Origin of the sequence: Synechococcus sp. BA-120 BA3 (genome assembly GCF_034931285.1) — a bacterium.
Classification (GTDB): domain Bacteria; phylum Cyanobacteriota; class Cyanobacteriia; order PCC-6307; family Cyanobiaceae; genus Cyanobium.
The window spans coordinates 1-5,743 of sequence record NZ_JAYGHZ010000079.1 but is presented as its reverse complement, the minus strand read 5'-3'; the positions used below and the strand labels follow the sequence as shown (position 1 = coordinate 5,743).

Genomic DNA, 5,743 nt, shown 5'->3' with positions numbered 1-5,743 from the left:
GCCACGGTGGCCGCCGCCCCCCGGCCCGCCAGCACGGCCACGGCAAGCCCCGGCAAGCCCGACTGGCGCAACTACGGCCCCCTGCAGGTGGACTGGGCCAACTGGCAGCCCATGGGCGGCAGCATGGTGGCCCCCACCCTCAATTCCCAGGGGGAATCCCTCTACCTGGCGGTCAACTGCAGCGCCCGCAAGCTCAATGCCACCAGCCAGGCCGGGCAGTGGAAGAGCTGGGACGACCCCCAGGCCGATTTCGAGCAGCAGCTGGTCTCCGACCTCTGCAAGGCCCGCGGCAGCTGAGGCCCACGGGGGCCGTTCAGGCCGACCAACGCAGGGGCCAGGGATCCCGCAGGTAGCTGCGTCCCACCGGGCGCAGGTAGAGGCGCTGGGCTCCGTCGTCGCTCTCACTGATCAGCTCCTCCTGCACCAGCCGCCGGGCCAGCCAGGCCCAGGAGGGTTCCGCCTCCCCGTGGGCACCGGCCAGGTCCTCGGCCAGGCTGCGCAGGTCGCGGCCGCTGCGGTCCTCCAGGGCGGAGAGCAGCACGGCCGCCTGCGGAGCCCAGTCATCGCGGCACGGCGACGAAAGGCAGTTGTCGCAGCGGCCGCAAGGCGGGGAGATCTCCCCCACGGCCAGGAGCAGGGCCTGCTCCCGGCAGCCCTCCCCTTCGGCCACCGCCTCGATGCGCCGCAGCTGCTGCTGGGCCAGTTCGAGCCGGTGGCGCTCCAGCAGCCGCTGGTCGGGGGGCAACTGCTGGCCGGCGGAGCGCATGGCCCAGCCCAGGCTGGTGCGGTCGGCCGGATCGAAGAGCACCAGGCAACGGGCGGGCAGTCCGTCGCGGCCGGCCCGTCCGGATTCCTGCAGGTAGCCCTCGGCGCTGGCGGGCAGGTCGAGGTGCAGCACCAGCCCGACGTCGGGCCGGTCGACCCCCATGCCGAAGGCAACCGTGGCCACCAGCACCGGCGTTGGATGTTCCTGGAAATGGCGCAGGGCCAGCTGGCGGCTCTCCGGGTCCATGCCGGCGTGGTAGGCGATCGCCTCCACCCCAGCCGCCATCAGGCGCGCGGCCCACTGCTCCACCGAGCGACGGGTGCGGGCATAGATGAGCACCGCCCCACGGGCCTCGCCGATCGCCGCGACCACCTCCGCCAGGGGATCGGCCGGGCGCCGCCGCATCGTGTAGGCGAGGTTGCCGCGGCGGGCCGATCGCACCTGCACCAGGGGGCGCCGCAGCTGCAGCAGGCGGATGATGTCGGCCCGCACCTGGGGGGCGGCGGTGGCGCTGAGGGCCACCAGCGGCACCCCCGGACACAGGGCCCGCAGCTGGCCCAGGCGCCGGTAATCGGGGCGGAAATCATGGCCCCAGGCGCTGATGCAGTGGGCCTCATCCACCGCCAGGGCCACCAGCCGGCCGGTCTCGAGGGCCTCCTCGAGCAGCTGGCGGGTGGCCTCCGCCCGGGCCCGTTCGGGGGCCAGGTACAGCAGGCGCAGCCGGTTGGCCGCCAGGCGCTGCTGCAGCTGGCGCCGCTGACCCGGGTCCAGGCCCCGGTGCAGACAGGCCGCCGGGATGCCGCGGGCCTGCAGCTGGCTCACCTGGTCCTGCATCAGGGCCACCAGCGGGGAGATCACCACCACAAGGCCGTCCCGCACCAGGGCGGGAAGCTGGAAGCAGAGCGACTTGCCCGCGCCGGTGGGCAGCACCGCCAAGCAGTCACGGCCGGCAAGCAGGGCCTCCACCACCGGGCGCTGACCGGGCCGGAAGCTCTCCCAGCCGAAATGGCGCCGCAGGCTTTCGGTGAGGGGATCGGCCCCCAAGCTCACTCCACCGCTGGTACCGCCAGACCCTAGCTCCCACCAGATCTAGGGGGTGCCCCTTCAGTTCAGCGGGGGTGGCTCCAGTTGGTCGGGGGACTCCTCCACCAGCTGCAGGCGCACCCGCTTGCCCCCGGCCAGTTCCCCCAGGGACACCCGCATCGTGGTGCCGCTCAGGCTCTGCAGCACGGTGAGCAGCTCCCGCAGATGGGGCGTGCTGCTGCCGCTTTCCACCCAGAGACGCTCCTGCAGGCCTCCCAGCCGGCGCCAGCTGGTGTGGAGCTTGAGCACGGCGCTCTCCAGGGCCTGGGCCTGGCCGACGGCATCGGCCAGGAGACCGAGGGCATCGAGCCGCTGGGCCTCCTGCAGGGCCTTCTCCAGATCGAGGTTCCCCTGCTGGAAGGCCCGCACCGCCAGGCCGGCCTCGGCCGCCTTGCTGAGCCAGCGGGCCGTGAGGGTCACGTCCTTGACCCGCTCCAGTTCCGGTTCGTCCCGCAGCACGCGACGCAGGTCGTCCTGCTGCTCCTCGGGCAGCTTGGCCAGTTCCCGCACCAGGGGCGCCACGGCCCGGGGGGGCAGGAGGTTGTCGGCGGTGCGCTGGCGGATCTCCTCCGGCAGCAGGGGGCTGGTGGCGGCGGTGAACTCATCGTTGAGCCGTCGCACCTGTTTGCGGGTGATCTGCTGGCCCTCGTTGGCCGCCTCGCTGATCATCAGCTGGACCTCCGGATCCGCCTGGGCCGTCTCCAGGAAGGCCCGTTTGGAGAAGTTGTTGACGCTGGCCTCCTCCAGCAGGCCCTCGCCCACCAGGCCGTCGGCCGACTCCGCCAGCTGAATCAGGGTGTAGGCCCGGGTCTTGCTGATCTCCCGCTCCCGCAGCCACTGCAGGAAGCCGGTGCCGCGCCCCTCGCCGCCCCGCCGCTCCCGGTCGCGCACCGAACGCAGGATCCGGCCCCGCCAGATTTCGGTCTGCAGATCGAAACGGTCGCAGACGGCCCAGGCCTCCTCCAGCCGGGCCAGGAACTCCATCGTGCTGAGGGTGTCGCTCTCCGGATCGGGCAAATCCAGGCGCAGCTGGGGGGCCTCGGGCAGGGCCATGGACGGGACCATCGGCGGGGCCGGCGGTGGGTGCGGGGATGCTGCCACGGGGCCGGCAACGAACCGTGACATCGCCCGGGCACAGGCCCCTGATCGCCGGTAGGGTCGCTGCGCAGACCACCCGATCTTCCAGCCCAGCGATGGCCATCTCCCGCGGCGACAAAGTACGGATCAAGCGTCCCGAGTCCTACTGGTACAACGAAGTGGGCACCGTGGCGTCCGTGGATACCTCCGGCATCCGCTACCCGGTCGTGGTTCGCTTCGAGAAGGTGAACTACAACGGCTACAGCGGTTCCGACGGCGGTATCAACACCAACAACTTCGCCGAGAGCGAGCTCGTCAAGGCCTGAGCGTCGCCCCTGGCCCTCCACGCCCAGCCCTACGATCCCGGGCATGCCCGAGCTCCCGGAGGTCGAAACCGTACGCCGGGGGCTTGAGCATCAGACCTCCGGTCTCATCATCGACCGCGTCGAGGTGCTCCGAGCCCGCGCCATCGCCAGCCCCGAAGACCCTGCCGATTTCTGCAGGGCTCTTCGGGGCCTTCGTGTGGGCCGGTGGCACCGCCGCGGCAAGTACCTCCTGGCCGATCTCGAAGCCCCGGACGGCAGCCCCGCGGGCCGCTGGGGCGTGCACCTGCGCATGACCGGCCAGTTTCTCTGGCTGGCCGAGGATCGTCCCCCCTGTCCCCACACCCGGGTGCGGGTCTGGAGCAAGGGAGGCGAGGAACTGCGCTTCGTCGACACCCGCAGCTTCGGACAGATGTGGTGGGTGCCGCCCGGTGTCGACGATGAGGTCGTGATGGGTGGCCTGCGGCGCCTGGGGCCCGAACCCTTCGGGGCGGAGTTCACCGGCGCCTACCTGCGCCAGCGGCTCAAGGGCTCACGCCGGCCGATCAAGAATGCCCTGCTCGATCAGTCGCTGGTGGCGGGGGTGGGGAACATCTACGCCGATGAGTCCCTGTTCGCCGCCGGGATCCTGCCCCAGACCCCCAGCGGCCGTCTGCCCCTGAGCCGTCTGGAGCGGCTGCGTCTGGCCCTGGTGGAGGTGCTGGAGACCAGCATCGGCGCCGGTGGCACCACCTTCAGTGATTTCAGGGACCTGCAGGGCACCAATGGCAACTACGGCGGCCAGGCCTGGGTGTATCGCCGCGGCGGGTCAACCTGTCGACGTTGCGGCACGGTGATCCTGCGCGAGAAGCTGGGGGGGCGCAGCAGTCACTGGTGCCCCCGCTGCCAGAGCTGACCAGGGGGCTCGCCCCCACCGCTCGCTTCATTCGCAAGCCACTCCCTTCGTTCCCAAGCCGTTCCCTTCGTTCCCAAGCCCGCGTGACCAGCGCCCTCGCCGTCCAGCTCAGCCAGACCATGGCGGCCATCCATGCCCGCGGCTGGTGCGACGGCACCGGCGGCAACTTCAGCTGCGTTCTCTCGCGCGACCCCCTGATCCTGCTGATGGCCCCGAGCGGCGTCGATAAAGGCACGGTCGCCCCGGAAGCCCTGATCCAGGTGGACGCCCGCGCGCAGGTGGTGGCGGGCGAAGGCCGGGCCAGTGCCGAGACCCTGCTGCATCTAGAAATCGTGGCGCGCACCGGCGCCGGCGCCGTGCTGCACACCCATTCCCATGCGGCCACCCTGCTCTCCGACTGGTGTCTGGAGGAGGGCATGGACGCGGGTGGCCTGACGCTGCAGGACCTGGAGATGCTCAAGGGACTGGCGGGCATCGACAGTCATCGCCGCCGGGTGACGCTGCCGGTGCTGGCCAACGACCAGGATCTGGCCCGGCTCAGTGCCAGCGCTGGACCACTCTTGAGCGACGCTCCCTACGGCCTGCTGATCGCCGGCCATGGCCTCTACGCCTGGGGGGGCGACATGACAGAAGCCCGGCGGCACCTGGAGATCCTGGAGTGGCTACTGGAGCAACGCTGGCGCCGGCTGTTGCTCCAGGCCATCTGCCAGCAGCAGCCCCGGGCCGGGGTGTTCCGGGCCGTGCTGCTGGACATTGAAGGAACCACCTGCCCGGTGCCCTTCGTGAGCCAGGTGCTTTTCCCCTATGCCCGTGAACGGCTGGATGGTTTTCTGCGGGCGGGAGCCCACGAGCCGGCACTCGGCCCCCTGATCGAGGCGATCGATGCGGCCATGGCCGCCAGCGACGACGGCACCAGCCACGGCGATTCAGGCAGCACCGGGGATGAAGGCACCCATCTTGAGCGTGTTCGGTTCCTTCAGCAGCTGATCGACCAGGACCGCAAGCTGCCGGCCCTGAAGGAGTTGCAGGGGCTGATCTGGGACCAGGGATATGCCAGCGGCGAACTGCTCTGCCCCCTGTTCGACGATGTGGCCCCGGCCCTGCAGGCCTGGCGGCGGGCGGGTCTGGAGCTGGCCGTCTACTCCTCAGGATCGGTGAAGGCCCAGAAGCTCCTCTACCGCCATAGCAATGCCGGTGACCTGAGTCCCCTGTTCAGCCATTGGTTCGATACGACCACGGGCGCCAAGGGTGCTGCCGCGAGCTACCGGACGATCGCCGCCGCCATGGGGCTGGAGCCCGGCGCGATTCTCTTTGTCAGTGATGCCAAAGCCGAGCTGGAGGCCGCACGGGCCGCTGGAATGGCGACACGATTCAGCCAGCGCCAGGGCAACCCCGAACTGGAACCGGGCCCCTTCGAGGCGATCACGAGCCTTGCCGAGATCAACGTCTGATCCGGCGCAGCAACGTGACATCATGCCAACAGAAAAGCCACCCTCCTCGGGTGGCTTCTCCTCATCGACCCCTTGCGGGGTCGGAAGTTTTACCTGGCATCGAGCTATTTTCGCAGGGGGCTACCCCCCAACTATCGTCGCCGCTGCT

The 5,743-nt window shown here is 70.5% G+C and carries 6 protein-coding genes; 4 read left to right on the top strand and 2 right to left on the bottom strand.

The features are described 5' to 3' along the window. Nucleotides 1-297 (top strand): DUF8654 domain-containing protein (locus VB737_RS05080; protein WP_500311680.1); only part of this gene is annotated, 297 nt, incomplete at its 5' end. A gap of 16 nt (nt 298-313) precedes the next feature. On the opposite strand, the gene VB737_RS05075 is transcribed toward VB737_RS05080, so the two are convergent. Together VB737_RS05075 and VB737_RS05070 are read right to left on the bottom strand one after the other, a co-directional pair. Then, nucleotides 314-1,810, bottom strand: a complete 1,497-nt coding sequence (locus tag VB737_RS05075) for a RecQ family ATP-dependent DNA helicase (protein ID WP_500311678.1) — start codon at nt 1,808-1,810, stop codon at nt 314-316. Nucleotides 1,811-1,870: 60 nt separating this feature from the next. Beyond that, nucleotides 1,871-2,902, bottom strand: a complete 1,032-nt coding sequence (locus tag VB737_RS05070; RefSeq protein WP_500311676.1) for a hypothetical protein — start codon at nt 2,900-2,902, stop codon at nt 1,871-1,873. Nucleotides 2,903-3,042: 140 nt separating this feature from the next. On the opposite strand from VB737_RS05070, the gene VB737_RS05065 reads away from it, so the two are divergent. The 3 genes from VB737_RS05065 (at nt 3,043) to mtnC (ending at nt 5,595) form a co-directional block, all read left to right on the top strand. Next, complete coding sequence (locus tag VB737_RS05065) at nt 3,043-3,252, top strand: photosystem I reaction center subunit IV (RefSeq protein WP_094587464.1); 210 nt, start codon at nt 3,043-3,045, stop codon at nt 3,250-3,252. A 43-nt stretch (nt 3,253-3,295) separates the two neighbouring features. Further along, nucleotides 3,296-4,144 carry a DNA-formamidopyrimidine glycosylase gene (locus VB737_RS05060; RefSeq protein ID WP_500311674.1) on the top strand — a complete coding sequence of 283 codons (849 nt, stop codon included), beginning with the start codon at nt 3,296-3,298 and terminating at the stop codon, nt 4,142-4,144. Between the two features lie 83 nt (nt 4,145-4,227). After that, nucleotides 4,228-5,595, top strand: a complete 1,368-nt coding sequence (gene mtnC / locus VB737_RS05055; RefSeq protein ID WP_500311672.1) for an acireductone synthase — start codon at nt 4,228-4,230, stop codon at nt 5,593-5,595. The last annotated feature ends 148 nt before the right edge of the window (nt 5,596-5,743 follow it).